The following is a 13512-nucleotide window of genomic DNA, read 5'->3' as shown; positions in this document are numbered from 1 at the left end:
AATATTGGTATCCAGGGGGGATTACTGATTTGCCGCCAGCGGTGTGACGTTTTCATCGCTGGACTGCTCGTCCTGCTCTTCCGCGGCGAGCAGCTCTTCCGGCTTGCCTTTACAGGCTTTCGCCAGAACTTCGCGGCGCTTGGCCAGCATCAGGCCGATTTCTTCACTCGCTTCTTCGGACACGCCCTCAACGTTGCGCTCGATCAGTGCGGTGATGTTGGCGGCAAGTTCCAGCATCTTGTCGTGTTCTTCGGCATCTTTTTTGTTATCGAACATGGCTCCGTCTCTATCGCATTTCCAAACGGCTACTACCGCCATACTGGGCCTCCTGAGGTCTTGGTATTGTGGTTATGTGTCGTTGATGTGGATGGATATACAGTATCTGTATGAATATTCAGTGTCAACTGCAATACACCACATTCCGCGCCAGTGTACGCGCTGAGGGCCGGTTAGGGCTAGTTGAGGAGGAGGGCTAGAAGCCGCCGCCGTTGTCGAGCCATGCCTGTTCCGCAGCAGTGGACTCTCTGCCAAGGGCCTGATTGCGATGGGGGTATCGGCCGAACTGCTGGATGACCTTGTGGTGGGCTACGGCAAACCGGCAGTAGCTGGCCGCCGCTTTGGCTTCCTCGGAGGTAACCCCTGTGCCGTTTGCTGCAAATTCCCGTCGTAACTGGTCGAAATAGGCCACCGACTGCTCTTGAACCTCGGGGTGTTCCGAGTGTTCGAGCGGCATTCCGACGAATGCCCGTTGATGAAGGCCCAGTTGCGTGTGGGTATTGTCCCGGATCATGGCCTGGCTGATTTCCAGCGCCAGCGGGTCCCCGGTAAAGGCGGCCGCCGATCCACGGAAAATATTGCGGCTGAACTGGTCGCACAACAGGATCAACCCCACCTGACCATCCAGGGTGTCCCGCCAGTAATCCAGTTCTCCGTTGAAGGCCTGCCCGACGATGTCGCTGAAGCGGCTGTGAATCTCCTCATCAAACGGGTCACTACGCTGGAACCACCGCCCCCGCAGGGGCTCGGGTGGCGTGAAACTGAGGTCCGAGCTGCCAAACCAGAACTCGAGAATGGCCGCTGGCGACACTGATTCGGGGGTCATTGTGTGCTCCTTCAATTATTTTCTGCCGCTTGCATCCAAACAGCCGGGTGTTGTCGTCCATCTGGGGAAGGGTAAAAGCAGGTTCCGGGAATCCCAAAACCTGATACCGGTTGACTAAAAAAGGTACAATCCTGCGCCATTGATGGTCTTTCGAGGTAGTTCGTCTATCTGTCACCATCGCGGAAGAGATTGGCCAGGGCAACTCCCTGCTTTACCTCAGATCAGTTAGAGCGAGATAACACCAATGAGAGCGATTGAAAACAGACAACGCGGCCCGCTGAATCTCTGGGCACTGGCCCTGGTAGCCGCTGTGGGTATGGGTGCGTCGAGCAGCCTGCTGGCCCAGGAAAAGGAGGCGGTAGCACCCAAGCCTCCAGCCCCTCCAGCCCCGGTGGTCGAACCGAAGCCGGTAGAGAAGGAGGTGACCAAACAAGTGCGCATACTGCGCCAGGACGACGGTACTCTGCGCATCCATACACGGGATGAAAATGGCGAAAACGCCGATGTGGAGATTGATCTCGGCGAAGCCTTCGGCGGCAAGGTGACTCAACGCATTTACGAGAAGCTCGAAGAGAAAGGCATTCTGGATGAGAAAGGCCTGGTGGTGGAGCAGGCGCTGGATTCCGTACCCCGCAACATCAGTATCGGTATCAAGGCCGACATGGAGCGTGCCGAGCGCATCCGCGAGCGGGCGGAACGGGCTCGGGAGCATGCGGAGCGGATGCACGAGCATGCCTATGAGGTTCGTGAAGAAAAGGTCAGAGAGCAGCGCTCGGGAGGGCCGGATATGGACTGGTTGATCGGTATCGTGGCGATTATCGCAGTGTTCGGTACTCCGATTCTGATTGTATGGATGGTGACCCGCAACAACTACCGTAAGAAGCAGCTGTTGATGGAGAACATCAACCGCATGGTGTCTGAAGGCCGTGATATTCCGCCGGAGCTGCTGGATGCGATGGATCGCGAGGGTACCAATACCACGAAAGACAGGGGGATTACCCTGATCGCCATCGGCGCCGCTGTATTTATCTGGTTGTCCATCTCCGCCGGTGTGGATGTGGGTAGCCTCGGCCTGATCCCGCTGTTTATCGGGATCGCCCGCTATGTCAATTGGAAGCACGACCAGAAACAAGCGGGTTAAGGGCAACCAATAAATGAACCTCGATGATGGGGATCTGATCAGGCGCGTCGTCGAAGACGGGGACCAGCGGGCTTATGCCCAGCTGGTTCGTCGCTATCAGTCACAGCTGCGTTTCTCGCTCCGTCAGCTGTGCGATGGCGACCAGGGTCTTGCAGACGACATGGCGCAAGAGGCTTTTATCAAGGCCTATAAGGCGCTGCCCGCGTTTCGTGGGGATGCTCGGTTCAGCACCTGGCTGTACCGCATTGCCTACAATCTGGTCATGAGTCACAAGCGCAAGAACGCTCCGGTGGTGGATCAGGAAGCCGTGGACAGCGCCCAATCCCAGGAAAGCGTCGAAGAAGCGCAACAGCTGGGGATGGCCAGAGACTTGAATTCGGCTATGGGGGAATTAAGTGACGCCCAAAGGCAGGCGGTGCATCTGTGTATGCAGCGTGGCTTTTCACATGAGGAGGCGGCAAGCATTATGAAGTTGCCGTTGGGCACGGTAAAATCCCACGTCAACCGCGCTCGGACCAAGCTGCAGTCGCTGCTTCAGGCCTGGCGCGAGGAGGTAGTCAGTGGCTGATTTCGACAGACAGTCAAAAGATTCGCAAAGCATTAATCCCCAGCAGGTGTGGGGTGGATCGGACGGTATGGTAGTCAAAAACGGTGTTGTGCACGCCGGTCCTATGGGCGATGGCGAGCCAGATTTCGACACCTGGTTGTCGCAGCAGCTCCAGTTCAGCGAGCCGCATCTGGACGACGACGGTTTCTGCGAGCGGGTAATGGCGGACCTACCGCCGGTACCGGCCAAGCGCGCTGAACGTCGAGCCACCCGCTATCAGTATGCGGCGGTGGTGTTGGCCTCGGCGATTGTCTGCTGGCAATTCCCGCTGCGGGAAGTGTTGGTGGCCGCGGCAGAACAGAGTATCAGCCTGTATAGCCTGGTGGGCCTCGGTATGCTGGGGTCGCTGGTGGCGATGACTGGCGGCATCATGGCTGCCCGCCGCTGATTGGCGGGCCCCCTCCGGGAATTAAATCTCTCTTGAACCCCCACCCAAATCAGTTCTGATACTGGCCCAGGCGCAGCTCGCCGCTTTTGGAGACCCGTATCGCCGGCAAAATCGACTGCTGCAATCCCAGCTTTGCCTCCAGCTCATAGGGCACGGTATCCCCCTGTAGCCGAACCAGCTCGGTCATGGCCATGATTGACCCCATCAGGTTGGCGGACGCATCGACCACTATGGCGTCCTGACCATAGGCCGGGATCACCGGCAGATTATTCGAGGTGCCGGTAATCACCTTGTGCCCCGCCAGCTTCAGCGTGTAGTACAGCCCGGATAGGGCGAGGGCGCTGTCATTGGGGTTGAATACACGCAGGTGAATACGAAAACGCAGGTCACCACTGTGGTTATTCGGTAGCGGTTCCACCGCTGTTACCTGGACATCCGGCTTTTCAAAATTCGGCGATAACGAGGCGCATCCCTGAATCAACAGGAATGGTACGAGTAACAGCGCCATCATCGCCCTGAGAAGGCCTGCATTAGCGTGAGAACAACGATTCTGTGCCCGGTCGCTTTTCGTGCCCATAGAGGTGTTCAATATGTACTCCTTGAGATTTCCCATAACTCGACTACCGCAAGCCTAACCATCTCGCGGGCCCAGGGCTATACTCATGTGGTCGTTTGCACGGGTAAGGATCGCAAATGGAATTTGCAGAGCTTCAACCTGAATTACAGCAGTGGATCCGCGATGCGGTGAAAAGTGGGCACCACCTCTCCGTCATGGTGGATGCTTTACTGAAAGCGGGATACCAGCCGGGCATCTCGCAGGCGGTAGAGCAGTGCATTCTCGACCACGGGATAGGCCGTCGCGATACCGGTACAGCGCCCGCCCGTCCCGCACACACGCAAAGTCCTGAGACGTCCGCGCCGTGGATTGTGGCTCAAACCAGCGAGCGCAACGGGCGTTTCCACCGCTTCGCCGCTGATGGTAACCAGATTGACCTGGGCGACCGGCTGGTGGATGTCCGCTTCGCCATGAAACGCCCTAACATAGTTCTGTTCGCTAACCTGCTGTCTGACAGCGAGTGCGATGCGCTGGTGGCGATGTCGAAACCCAATCTGAAGCCGTCCCGGGTGGTGAACTCTGAGCGCGGGTCTTTCGATTTACGCGATACCCGTACCAGTTCCGGGACACATTTCGCCCGTGGTGAAACACCGGTGATCACGGCAATCGAGGCGCGCATCTCGCGCCTACTGGACGTCCCCGAGGAGCGCGGCGAACCGCTGCAGATACTGAATTATCAGGTCGGCGGGGAGTATCGCCCTCATTACGACTTTTTCAATCCGGAAAAACCGGGCAACCATGGGGTGCTGTGTTCAGGGGGGCAGCGGGTGGGAACCCTGATTATGTACCTGAATGATGTGTCTTCCGGTGGTGCAACGGTTTTCCCCCGGGTGGGCCTTGATATTCTTCCGCAGAAAGGCGCTGCGCTGTTCTTTTCCTACACCAGTGATTCCGGAGAACTGGATTATCAGACACTCCACGGCGGAAGCCCGGTACTGGCCGGGGAAAAGTGGATCGCGACCAAGTGGCTGCGTACCCAGGACTATGCGCCCGGCGTATCCTGACAGGGCAGGGCGATGCTGCGAGATTTCCCCCACCTGACCCACGTGCAAAACTCGCCGGTGGATACGGACAAAGCCAAAGAATTGGCGGAAACCCTGGAACTTGCGAAAGTCGCTCCCTCCTCGTTTAGTGACGTCATTGATACCGTATCCGAGTCGCTGCTGAATATCTGGCAGGGGTTTCTCGGGCATATTCCGTTCTTCGCGGCCAGTGTCATGATGTTGCTGCTGACCTGGCTGGTTGCGACTCTGACTGGAAAATTTGCCCGGCGCTTCGCAAAAAAAACCACCCAACGCCCATCGTTGCAGGACCTGTTGGTTCGGCTGGTCCGTATCTTTATCTGGGTTATCGGCCTGTTGTTCACGGCAATGGTGCTTTTCCCCGGATTGACGCCCGCGAAAGCGCTGGGTGGGCTGGGATTGTTATCGGTGGCAGTAGGGTTGGCATTCAAGGATATATTCGAGAATTTTTTCGCCGGCATCCTGATCCTGTGGCGCTTCCCGTTTGAGGCGGGGGATGTCATCCAGTGTGAGAACGTGTCCGGTCGGGTTGAAGCGGTTGAGGTGCGCAATACCACCATTCGCCGTACTACGGGAGAGCTGGTGATAGTCCCAAATCTGTTCCTGTTCAAAAATCCCTGCGAAATTCTCACAGACCGAAGTAAGCGGCGCTTCAGTATCAAAGTGGGTGTGGCCTATGGGGTAGACCTGGATGCTGCGGTGGGGGTGATCGAGGAAGCGGTGCGTGCCTGTGACCTGGTGCGGGACGACGATCCGGTCCAGGTATTTCCCCATGAATTCGCAGACAGTGGTATTGAGATCGAGATCAGCTGGTGGGCGGGCTCCACACCACTGGAGGAGCGCAAATCCCGCGGCCAGGTGGTGGCCGCGGTAAAACGTGCGCTGGATGCTGCAGGTATGGAAATTCCCTTCCCCTATCGGACCCTGACGTTCAAAGAACCGCTCTCTCTGGGTGGCCCTGCTGCGCAGGCGTCGGCGCAGGAGTGAATCAGAGCGTGCTGTCCGGCTGGTTTTCCGGACGCGCCTTATCGAACGCCGGCAGCGCGGCGCAGGCGGCGCCGATGTGTGCAATGGTCGGGTAATCGCTTACCGCGACGCCAAATCGTTCTGCGCTGTAGATTTGCGGCACCAGGCAGCATTCAAACAGACCGGGCCTTTCACCGCCCACAAACGCGGTGCTCTGCGCGCTGAGCTGTGGGGCCAGCTGGGTCTCCAGTGCATCAAACCCCAGACCGATCCAGTGTCGTATCCACGCTACTTTCTGCTCGTCTGAGGCTCCGAGTTCCGCTTGCAGATATTTCAGCACGCGCAGGTTCTGAACCGGCTGAATGTCGCAGGCGACGTTGTAGGCGAGGGCACGAATACGTGCGCGAGCCAGCGCGCCATCGGGTAGCAGGGCGGGTTGCGGATACTGTTCGTCGAGCCATTCCAGGATGGCCAGGGACTGGGTGAGCACCTGGCCGTCGTCAATCAATGCGGGCACCAGGCCCTGGGGGTTCAGGGACTTGTGCGGCGCTTCCTTCTGTTCACCTTTCAGTAGATTTACCGGGTGGTATTGGTACTCGAGACCTTTCAGGTTCAGGGCAATGCGCACCCGATAGCTGGCGGAAGAGCGGAAGTATCCGTGAAGCTCCATATTCTGAATATCCTCAAAGATGGGAAAGTCTTGTGTCAGAGGGCAGGGGGGGCAGATTGCGAGCCTCCAGTGCCCGAGCAAACAGTTTGCGTAAACTTACAGCAAGGCTGACAAAAATGGCGTGAGACGCCGTATAATGCGCGGCCAATTTCGTTTGATGCTGTACAGGCGCATCAGGCTGGCGGGAAATCCACCGGTCGTGCGGCGCTCCCCGTCAGGGGCAGCACCCTGCCAGAAAAATTCCTGCGGCAGTGGTTACAATTGAAACCAATCTTAGTTACATTTGATATTTGGTACAACCGGATTCCTAGCAGGTACAAAGACCGCAATGACAAACGACACCACCAATAGCGAAACGCACAGCGAAACTGGGGCATTTAGTGACCCCATCGACGCTGTGCGTCCGGACGACCTGCGGTTGGAGAAGTTCCTGCCGTATCGTTTGTCGGTTCTGTCGAACCGGGTGAGTAACGCCATTGCGGATGCCTATAGCGCGCGCTTTGATCTCACCATTCCCGCCTGGCGGGTGATGGCCATTCTCGGCCGCTTTCCCAATCTCTCCGCCGCCGATCTGGTGGAGCAGACAGCAATGGACAAGGTGGCCATCAGCCGGGCCGTGTCCATTTTGATCAAGAATGATTACATCACCCGTAGTGAAGACCTCGCGGATCGCCGCCGCCAGGTGCTCAACCTGTCCGAACTGGGGCGCGACGTGTACGAGCGGATCGTACCGCTGGCGCAGCAATACGAGAACGACCTGATGGGGTCGCTCTCTGCGGATGAGCGTAATCAGCTCGATAGCATCATCGAAAAGCTGATGGCACGTGCGCAGGACTGGGCGAACCGCGGCCTGATCGACTGATCGGCTCTTCTTCTGCCATTCTTACTTTCAACCAACCGGTTTCATTTGCCGGTGTGCGGTTGCGCGCACGCCGGCCGGAATTTTCAGGAGTGACCATGTTTGACCACCTGAGCAGCCTGCCTGCGGACCCGATTCTCGGCCTGTTGGCCACCTACCGTGCCGACGATAACCCACGCAAAATCGATCTGGGGGTGGGTGTCTACAAAGACGAGGCCGGCCACACGCCGGTTTTGCAAGCGGTAAAAGAGGCGGAAACCCGGCTGTTGCGCAGTGAAGAAACCAAAGCCTATGTTGGTCCCGCTGGCACTCCCGGCTTCAATAGCGCCATGCAAGAGCTGGTGCTCGGTGCAGGGCATCCAGCACTGATTGGAAACCGGGTGCGCTCCGCGCAGACGCCTGGTGGCTGTGGTGCCTTGCGCGTATTGGCCGAGTTCGCCAATCGCGCCAAGGAGAATGCCACCATCTGGGTGAGCGACCCGACCTGGGCAAATCATGTCCCGTTACTGGGTAATGCCGGTCTGCAGATCAAGAGTTACCCGTACTACGATCGCGCGACCAGTAGCCTCAAGTTTGACGAAATGGTGGAAACCCTGCAGAAGGTCGGCGAGGGCGACCTGGTTCTTTTCCACGCATGCTGTCATAACCCCTGTGGTGCTGACCTGAGTCGTGACCAATGGCATGTGCTGGCGGAAATGGCACAAAAGCAGGGGTTCACGCCATTTATCGACATGGCGTATCAGGGGTTTGGTGACAGTCTGGAAGCCGACGCCTATGGGTTGCGGCTAATGGCCGAGTCGGTACCGGAAATGCTGGTGGCCGCCTCCTGTTCGAAAAATTTCGGCCTTTACCGCGAGCGTGTTGGGATGGCCATGGCCATTTACCGGGACGCCGACGCTGCGGATCGTGGCCAAAGCCAGATGCTGAATGTGGTGCGCGGCAACTACTCCATGCCGCCAAACCACGGTGGTGCCATCGTCGAATCCATCCTGACGGATGCCGGCCTGCGCGCAAACTGGGAGGCTGAGTTGACGGAAATGCGTGAGCGTATCAACAGCCTGCGCTCCGGACTGGTGGACAGCCTGGAGAAAGCAGGCGCTGTCGGGGACTTTCACTTTATCCAGCAACAGAAAGGTATGTTCTCGTTTCTGGGGATTACTCCGGAGCAGGTGCAAAAGCTGCAACAGAAATATTCTATTTATATGGTAGATTCCAGTCGTATCAGTATTGCGGGCCTGAGCCAGAGCAATATGGCGTATTTCTGTGAGTCCGTTGCTGAAGTGTTAGAGTCTTGATCGACAGATCGATCGATTGATTTAAGAGATAGCCGAAAATGGAAATTGAGGTAGAAGCCACCGTGTCCGAACACCGCGAGCCGAAGTACCAGAGTGAGTCACTGGTAAAACCCTGGGATCCCGCCAGTTGGCGCAAGCGTACTGCACATCAGCAGCCGAAGTATCAGTCTGAACGTGATGTGCAGGCGGTGGAGGCGCAGTTAGCCGGGTATCCGCCGCTGGTATTTGCGGAAGAGGCGCGGGAGCTTCGCCGTCAATTGGCCGATGTGGCTGAGGGCAAGGCATTTTTACTGCAGGGCGGCGATTGCGCTGAATCTTTCGCAGACTTCAATGCCAATCGCATTCGCGATACCTTCAAGGTGTTACTGCAAATGGCGGTGGTGTTGACCTTCGCCGGCAATCTACCCGTGGTCAAAGTGGCTCGTATGGCTGGCCAGTACGCGAAGCCGCGTTCCGCCGACACAGAAACTGTTGGTGGAATTGAGTTGCCCAGTTACCGGGGCGATATCATCAATGGTATCGACTTCACAGAGCAGGCGAGGGTACCGGATCCCCAGCGCATGTTGACTGCCTACAATCAGTCCGCTGCTACCCTCAATCTGCTGCGCGCTTTCGCCCAGGGTGGCCTTGCAGACCTGCATCAGGTGCATGCCTGGAACCTGAGTTACCTGGAAAACAATCCGCAGCGGGATCGCTATTTACAGCTGGCCGAGCGCCTTCAGGATGCTCTGGAATTCATGGCGGTGTGCGGCGTGAACTCCAATAATACGCCCGCAATTCGTGAAACCACCCTGTACACCTCTCACGAAGCGCTGCTACTCAATTACGAGCAGGCGTTGACCCGTACTGACAGCCTCACAGGCAAATGGTACGACTGTTCCGCGCACATGCTGTGGATCGGTGAGCGTACCCGTCAGCTGGATGCCGCGCATGTTGAGTTTCTCGCTGGCGTATGGAATCCGATTGGCGTCAAAGTGGGGCCGAATATGGCGACCGACGAATTGATTCGTCTGACCGATCGCCTGAACCCGAATAATGAACCCGGCAGGCTGACACTGATTACTCGAATGGGCGCCGACACGCTGGGCGAGAAATTACCGGCACTGGTGCGTGCCGTAGAAAAAGAGGGGCGCTCCGTTGTGTGGAGTACAGACCCCATGCACGGCAATACGGAAAAAGCCTCGAGTGGATTCAAGACTCGTAATTTCGACAATATCCTGAAAGAAATTCGCGATTTCTTTGCGGTGCATCGCGCCGAAGGGACGCATCCCGGCGGTATCCACCTGGAAATGACCGGTCAGCATGTCACCGAGTGCACCGGTGGCGCTTGGGAAATTTCGGATGCCGATCTGGCCAGCTGTTATCGCACCCAGTGCGACCCGCGCTTGAATGCCGATCAGGTGCTTGAGCTGGCGTTCTGTATATCCGAGATGTTGCGGGATGGACGCAACGGAAAGCGCTGAGTTCGTCAGGACGTGAGTCAAAAGAAGAGGGAATGATGCAGCTATATATTGCCAATAAAAACTATTCCTCCTGGTCCCTGCGCCCCTGGCTGCTGGCGACCCAGCTGGGCATTCCCTTTGAAGAAATCCTGGTGCCTTTTGACGAGGGTGGGAGCTGGGATAAATTTCGCGTATTTTCCCCCACAGGCCAGGTGCCGTGCCTGGTAGATGGGGATATCACCGTATGGGATTCATTGGCGATTACGGAGTATCTGTTTGAAGCCAATTCCGCGGTGTGGCCGGCGGACAAGGCTGCCAGGTCCTGGGCCCGGTGTGCAGCCGCGGAAATGCATGCGGGATTCTTTGTCCTGCGCAACCAGTGCAGTATGAACTGCGGTGTGACCGTTTCCCTGCATCAGATAGATAATGCTCTGAAGAGGGATCTGACCCGCCTTGAAGAACTGTGGCGGCAGGGACTGGAACGCTTTGGCGGTCCATTTCTGGCTGGTGACCAGTTTACTGCGGTAGATGCATTCTTTGCCCCGGTGGTTTTTCGTCTGTTCGGCTATCAATTGACCCTGGGCGAGGGCGCCATGGCATATGCGGACCACATGCGCGAACTTCCGGCGATGCAGGCATGGTTGCGAGATGCCATTCGTGAACCCTGGCGTGAAGCCGACCATGAAGACGAGCTGCGGGCAGTCGGTAGCATCATTGAAGATCGCAGGCTCTAATCGAACCGGGGCATGCCGGCTCCCGTAAACCTTCCTTTATTGATCATTTTTTACCTCAGTCGTACCTGGCGGAACCGTTCGGGTTGATTCCCTGGGGCCGATCGGCAGTACCGAACCTCAGGCACAGTGTCGTTACACGGTAAAAGAATGCACGTAATAAGTCGTTATCATATGATTTAACCTGTGCCGTACAGTGAGACCTTCTGCCAAGTTAATCAATGGTGGGGGATTATTCTGTTGGACGTTCGGTTCGCCGACTGGAATCGGTAGCATACCGTGCCATCGTAGATACATCGGTTGCTGCGGGGTACACTCGGTCACACTGAAATCTAATAACAAATTACATATCACAAGATAGATACGAGGATCGAGTCGATGCGCCAGACGTTAATCGCCATTTCCATTGCCGCCGCCCTGGCTGCGGTGGCTGGATGTAGTAAAGAGTCCGAGAACGCAGTTGCCGCGAAACCATCTGATCAGATGAGTGCGTCTGCCGAGGTGGTGGCGGATGTGGTCAGCAGTAACCCGTTACTGGCGGAGTGGACCGGTCCCTATGGTGGCGTGCCGGCCTTCGACAAGATGAGGGTTGAGGACCTGAAGCCGGCACTGGAATACGGAATGGCACAGAACCTCGCGGAAATTGAAAAGATTGCGAACAATCCCGAGCCACCAACTTTTGCCAATACCATCGAGGAGATGGAGCGTAGCGGCAAGGCTCTGAGTCGCGTGTTCACTTACTGGGGTATCTGGAGCGGAAATATGTCCACTCCGGAGTTCCGTGCCGTGCAGGCAGAAATGGCCCCCAAGCTTTCCGCCTTTAACTCCAAAATTATCCAGAATGACAAGCTATTCCAACGGGTAAAAGCCGTGTTCGACGCCCGGGATACCAGTGATCTCACTGCGGAACAGAAGCGTGTTGTGGAGCTGGTGTACGATGAGTTCGCAACCAATGGCGCGACTCTTTCCGGTGCAGACAAGCAGCGTTATGCCGAAATCAATACTCGTCTCGCAGAGTTGCACACCAGATTTGCCAACAATGTGCTGGCTGATGAAGAAGGCTACGATATTTTCCTGACCGAAGATCAGCTTGCGGGTCTGCCTGAGTCATTTGTCAAAGCGGCGGCCTCGATGGCGGAGGAGAAAGGCCAGAAGGGTAAGTATGCGATCAAGAATACCCGTTCTTCCATGGATCCGTTCCTGACATATTCTGAGGATCGCGCGCTGCGTGAAAAGGTCTGGACCAATTATTACAGCCGCGGAGATAACGGCGGTGAGCACGATAACAACGCGATCATCGCGGAAATTCTACAGCTGCGTGATGAGCGCGTGGCGCTGCTAGGGTTCGATAATTATGCGGAATGGCGTTTGCAGAATCGTATGGCCAAAAATCCGCAGAATGCCATCGATCTGATGGAGGCCGTGTGGCCGGCGGCGGTTGCGCGCGTACATGAAGAAGTCGCGGATATGCAGGCTGTTGCGGATGCGGAAAAGGCAGGTATCAAGATTGAGCCGTGGGACTACCGTTTTTATGCGGAGAAAGTGCGCAAGGCGAAGTACGACCTGAATTCGGACGAGGTCAAACAATACCTGCAACTGGATAAGCTGCGCGAAGGCATGTTCTACGTTGCCGGTGAACTGTTCAATTTTGCTTTCACTCCGGTGAAAGAGGGCGGCGTGCCGGTGTTCCATGAAGACGTGAAGGTCTGGGAGGTTACCGACAAGACTACCGGTGAGCATGTCGGGCTCTGGTACCTGGATCCATTTGCGCGCACTGGTAAGCGGTCTGGTGCCTGGGCGAGCATGTACCGGGATCACACCACTTTTGATGGAAAGGAAACGGTGTTGGCCTCCAACAATTCCAATTTCATCAAGGGCGCTCCGGGTGAGCCGGTACTGGTAGGCTGGGACGATGCGGAAACCTTTTTCCACGAGTTCGGCCACGCGTTGCACTTCCTGGCTTCCAATGTGAGCTATCCGACGCTGAACGGCGGTGTGCGAGATTACACTGAATTTCAGTCGCAGCTCCTTGAGCGCTGGTTAAGTACTGACCCCATCATCGACAATTATCTGGTGCACTATAAAACCGGTGAACCGATTCCTGCAGAACTCGTTGCCAAGATCAAGCAGGCTGCGAATTTCAACCAGGGTTTTGCTACCACTGAATACCTCGCATCCGCGCTGGTGGATATGAAGTTGCATACGACCGATCCGAAAGGTATTGATCCGGATTCATTCGAGCGGGAAACGCTGGAAAAGCTTGGCATGCCGTCGGAGCTGGTGATGCGTCACCGCACTCCGCACTTCGGACATATCTTTTCCGGTGAAGGTTATTCCGCTGGGTACTACGGTTATATGTGGGCTGACGTTCTCACTTCGGATGCATCCGAGGCTTTCGCTGAAGCTGAAGGCGGCTTTTATGATAAAGAAGTTGCCGGCAAGCTGGTGAAATATCTGTTTGCACCGCGCAACGCCATCGACCCCGCCGAAGCCTATCGCCTTTTCCGAGGCCGCGATGCCGGAATTGAGCCTCTGATGCGTGATCGTGGTTTCCCGGTTACAGGTGCCAAATCGGAAAACACGAGTGGTGGGACCGCCGCAGCTGGAAATTAATTCTGCGCTTGGTGGGAAATAAAAAGGCCGCGATGTACTGGCATCGCGGCCTTTTTGTTA

14 protein-coding genes are annotated in these 13512 nt (G+C 56.6%); 10 read left to right on the top strand and 4 right to left on the bottom strand.

All coding sequences use genetic code 11. The annotated features are described in order from the left end of the window. Window positions 1-21: 21 nt before the first annotated feature. Both AAFH99_RS11885 and AAFH99_RS11880 read right to left on the bottom strand, forming a co-directional pair. Window positions 22-318, bottom strand: a complete 297-nt coding sequence (locus AAFH99_RS11885; protein ID WP_406827838.1) for a YebG family protein — start codon at window positions 316-318, stop codon at window positions 22-24. A 154-nt stretch (window positions 319-472) separates the two neighbouring features. Beyond that, entirely contained in the window at window positions 473-1102 is a 630-nt protein-coding gene (locus AAFH99_RS11880; RefSeq protein ID WP_406827837.1) for a DUF924 family protein, read from the bottom strand. Between the two features lie 244 nt (window positions 1103-1346). On the opposite strand from AAFH99_RS11880, the gene AAFH99_RS11875 reads away from it, so the two are divergent. The 3 genes from AAFH99_RS11875 to AAFH99_RS11865 all read left to right on the top strand — a co-directional run bounded on the left by AAFH99_RS11875 (window position 1347) and on the right by AAFH99_RS11865 (window position 3238). Further along, on the top strand, window positions 1347-2243 hold the full coding sequence (locus AAFH99_RS11875) for a DUF6249 domain-containing protein (RefSeq protein ID WP_406827836.1): 897 nt from the start codon (window positions 1347-1349) through the stop codon (window positions 2241-2243). A 13-nt stretch (window positions 2244-2256) separates the two neighbouring features. Beyond that, on the top strand, window positions 2257-2811 hold the full coding sequence (locus AAFH99_RS11870; protein ID WP_043315951.1) for a sigma-70 family RNA polymerase sigma factor: 555 nt from the start codon (window positions 2257-2259) through the stop codon (window positions 2809-2811). A gap of 67 nt (window positions 2812-2878) precedes the next feature. Next, complete coding sequence (locus tag AAFH99_RS11865; protein ID WP_231491449.1) at window positions 2879-3238, top strand: hypothetical protein; 360 nt, start codon at window positions 2879-2881, stop codon at window positions 3236-3238. 49 nt (window positions 3239-3287) lie between these two features. Here AAFH99_RS11865 and AAFH99_RS11860 read toward each other — a convergent pair whose 3' ends face one another. Further along, window positions 3288-3851: an LEA type 2 family protein gene (locus tag AAFH99_RS11860; RefSeq protein WP_406827835.1), complete on the bottom strand. Its 564-nt coding sequence runs from the start codon at window positions 3849-3851 to the stop codon at window positions 3288-3290. An 80-nt stretch (window positions 3852-3931) separates the two neighbouring features. On the opposite strand from AAFH99_RS11860, the gene AAFH99_RS11855 reads away from it, so the two are divergent. Both AAFH99_RS11855 and AAFH99_RS11850 read left to right on the top strand, forming a co-directional pair. Beyond that, window positions 3932-4858 carry a 2OG-Fe(II) oxygenase gene (locus AAFH99_RS11855; protein WP_043315958.1) on the top strand — a complete coding sequence of 309 codons (927 nt, stop codon included), beginning with the start codon at window positions 3932-3934 and terminating at the stop codon, window positions 4856-4858. A 12-nt stretch (window positions 4859-4870) separates the two neighbouring features. After that, complete coding sequence (locus AAFH99_RS11850) at window positions 4871-5863, top strand: mechanosensitive ion channel family protein (RefSeq protein ID WP_406827834.1); 993 nt, start codon at window positions 4871-4873, stop codon at window positions 5861-5863. A gap of 1 nt (window position 5864) precedes the next feature. Here the strand turns inward: AAFH99_RS11850 and maiA are convergent, their stop codons facing one another. Further along, on the bottom strand, window positions 5865-6512 hold the full coding sequence (gene maiA, locus AAFH99_RS11845) for a maleylacetoacetate isomerase (RefSeq protein WP_043315960.1): 648 nt from the start codon (window positions 6510-6512) through the stop codon (window positions 5865-5867). A 328-nt stretch (window positions 6513-6840) separates the two neighbouring features. Here maiA and AAFH99_RS11840 point away from each other — a divergent pair, with 328 nt between their 5' ends. The 5 genes from AAFH99_RS11840 (at window position 6841) to AAFH99_RS11820 (ending at window position 13452) form a co-directional block, all read left to right on the top strand. Continuing rightward, window positions 6841-7374 carry a MarR family winged helix-turn-helix transcriptional regulator gene (locus AAFH99_RS11840; RefSeq protein ID WP_051686858.1) on the top strand — a complete coding sequence of 178 codons (534 nt, stop codon included), beginning with the start codon at window positions 6841-6843 and terminating at the stop codon, window positions 7372-7374. Between the two features lie 95 nt (window positions 7375-7469). Then, entirely contained in the window at window positions 7470-8666 is a 1197-nt protein-coding gene (locus tag AAFH99_RS11835; RefSeq protein ID WP_406827833.1) for an aromatic amino acid transaminase, read from the top strand. 101 nt (window positions 8667-8767) lie between these two features. Continuing rightward, a complete protein-coding gene (locus AAFH99_RS11830) occupies window positions 8768-10129 on the top strand; it encodes a class II 3-deoxy-7-phosphoheptulonate synthase (RefSeq protein WP_043317878.1) in 1362 nt (453 codons plus the stop codon). Window positions 10130-10161: 32 nt separating this feature from the next. Further along, window positions 10162-10842, top strand: a complete 681-nt coding sequence (locus tag AAFH99_RS11825; protein WP_406827832.1) for a glutathione S-transferase family protein — start codon at window positions 10162-10164, stop codon at window positions 10840-10842. Between the two features lie 375 nt (window positions 10843-11217). Further along, window positions 11218-13452 carry a M3 family metallopeptidase gene (locus AAFH99_RS11820; protein WP_406827831.1) on the top strand — a complete coding sequence of 745 codons (2235 nt, stop codon included), beginning with the start codon at window positions 11218-11220 and terminating at the stop codon, window positions 13450-13452. Window positions 13453-13512: the final 60 nt, after the last annotated feature.

The sequence above is a fragment of the Microbulbifer sp. ARAS458-1 genome (assembly GCF_045348205.1).
Lineage (GTDB): Bacteria > Pseudomonadota > Gammaproteobacteria > Pseudomonadales > Cellvibrionaceae > Microbulbifer.
Note: the sequence above shows the minus strand (reverse complement) of the source record. Positions and strands in the feature narration are given on the sequence as shown.

What these genes read in the sequence shown, in the direction of transcription:
- AAFH99_RS11855 (WP_043315958.1), top strand. Translation starts at nt 3,932, where the DNA reads ATGGAATTTGCAGAGCTTCAACCTGAATTACAGCAGTGGATCCGCGAT.
- AAFH99_RS11880 (WP_406827837.1), bottom strand. Translation starts at nt 1,102, where the DNA reads ATGACCCCCGAATCAGTGTCGCCAGCGGCCATTCTCGAGTTCTGGTTT.
- AAFH99_RS11835 (WP_406827833.1), top strand. Translation starts at nt 7,470, where the DNA reads ATGTTTGACCACCTGAGCAGCCTGCCTGCGGACCCGATTCTCGGCCTG.
- AAFH99_RS11885 (WP_406827838.1), bottom strand. Translation starts at nt 318, where the DNA reads ATGGCGGTAGTAGCCGTTTGGAAATGCGATAGAGACGGAGCCATGTTC.
- AAFH99_RS11850 (WP_406827834.1), top strand. Translation starts at nt 4,871, where the DNA reads ATGCTGCGAGATTTCCCCCACCTGACCCACGTGCAAAACTCGCCGGTG.
- AAFH99_RS11825 (WP_406827832.1), top strand. Translation starts at nt 10,162, where the DNA reads ATGATGCAGCTATATATTGCCAATAAAAACTATTCCTCCTGGTCCCTG.
- AAFH99_RS11875 (WP_406827836.1), top strand. Translation starts at nt 1,347, where the DNA reads ATGAGAGCGATTGAAAACAGACAACGCGGCCCGCTGAATCTCTGGGCA.
- AAFH99_RS11870 (WP_043315951.1), top strand. Translation starts at nt 2,257, where the DNA reads ATGAACCTCGATGATGGGGATCTGATCAGGCGCGTCGTCGAAGACGGG.
- AAFH99_RS11840 (WP_051686858.1), top strand. Translation starts at nt 6,841, where the DNA reads ATGACAAACGACACCACCAATAGCGAAACGCACAGCGAAACTGGGGCA.
- AAFH99_RS11820 (WP_406827831.1), top strand. Translation starts at nt 11,218, where the DNA reads ATGCGCCAGACGTTAATCGCCATTTCCATTGCCGCCGCCCTGGCTGCG.
- AAFH99_RS11865 (WP_231491449.1), top strand. Translation starts at nt 2,879, where the DNA reads ATGGTAGTCAAAAACGGTGTTGTGCACGCCGGTCCTATGGGCGATGGC.
- AAFH99_RS11860 (WP_406827835.1), bottom strand. Translation starts at nt 3,851, where the DNA reads ATGGGAAATCTCAAGGAGTACATATTGAACACCTCTATGGGCACGAAA.
- maiA (WP_043315960.1), bottom strand. Translation starts at nt 6,512, where the DNA reads ATGGAGCTTCACGGATACTTCCGCTCTTCCGCCAGCTATCGGGTGCGC.